This is a genomic window from Vibrio sp. Vb0937 (genome assembly GCF_033338855.1).
The window spans coordinates 1-1,208 of record NZ_JAWOTK010000298.1 but is presented as its reverse complement, the minus strand read 5'-3'; the positions used below and the strand labels follow the sequence as shown (position 1 = coordinate 1,208).

General features: G+C 45.8%; 2 protein-coding genes. Both read right to left on the bottom strand.

The features are described 5' to 3' along the window. A partial coding sequence (locus R7P67_RS25215; RefSeq protein ID WP_318086373.1) for a TIGR03899 family protein occupies window positions 1–566 on the bottom strand: 566 nt, incomplete at its 3' end. A gap of 317 nt (window positions 567–883) precedes the next feature. Beyond that, window positions 884–1,208 (bottom strand): DUF3299 domain-containing protein (locus R7P67_RS25210; protein ID WP_318086372.1); only part of this gene is annotated, 325 nt, incomplete at its 5' end.

The window sequence follows — 1,208 nt, the reverse complement described above, 5'->3', positions numbered from 1 at the left end:
TCTCGTTTACCAAAGTTGAATATTCCGCCATGTGCTTTATAGCCTATCAATAACTTTTTACTGTTATCGCCGCCAAAACTGCACGCCAAAGAGGCTGCTCTTTGTAGTGTTTGCGCTTCTTTTGGGGACATATCCTTAAGGACTTTCAGCGCTTTCATCGACGTGGAACCTGGGTTGGTCACTTCACGCTTCATTACTTGCGCCCACAACTTCTGCATTGAACTGTTGTGGATGTCTTGGGCCATATCAAAAAATCGATACAACCAATCTTGATCGGGTTCGCCTGCGGTTTCATCGCGGCAAGCGCTGTGCGCGAGTTTTAGGATTTGCTCAAGGTTTTTTTGTCTTTGCTCTTGGCGTCGTTGGTCTCGCAGTTGTGCTCTTTCTAATGCGGATTTGGCAGGAGGGTCAGTTTGCAACAGAGCGTCGAGGCCATGAGATTGAGCGATGTTTTTAATTCTGCTCGCACTGTCTTTGATGTAACCCGTTTTCTTGTCGTGGTGACCGTTTTTCTGCGTATTAGGCTGGTGTTCAATCACTACAGGTTGTTTCGTTGGTTCTGCCATGTATTTTCCTACCAAGAGCTTGCGTTTGACGCTTGCCTCAATTTACACCTTAATCCGCGAGGCGACCAGAGAGAGCGTCTCAGATTTTGAAGGAATAGGTCTATCCAAAATGATAATGAGTTGTTAAAATTGTTATCGTTATTTTGGAGGGGCGATGAAGTTCTCGGAAGCAAGTAAACTGAAAAAGCACCTGTCGATAGCGTTTCTTTTGATTCTTTATGTGGGCGTGTTAGCGTACTTATCGCGCTACATTGTTTAACATTTAAAGATGACAAAGGCGCCGATGCGACGCCTTTGGTGTACCTCGAAATCGACGACTACATATCGTCGTAGGCTTCGATTTTTGAACCTTCAATCACATACGCTGTTTCTGCCAGTTCATGGTTAATGGTTTCGGTTTTTAACGTTCCCACCACGTAAATGACATCCCAAAGTTCCTGTACTGGTGCGCCTTTCGGAAATTTCACGTAAATGATTGGGTTTGGTGGTGGTGGTGGTACGTGGATACACGCCCCAAAATACGGCACCAACAAAAATTCCGTCACCGTGTTGGCATCCCCCTCAAGAGGAATCACGAAGCCAGGGATTTTGACCTGACTGCCATTGAGCTCTGGTCTGACGTTACCGATTTTTGATTGCTGC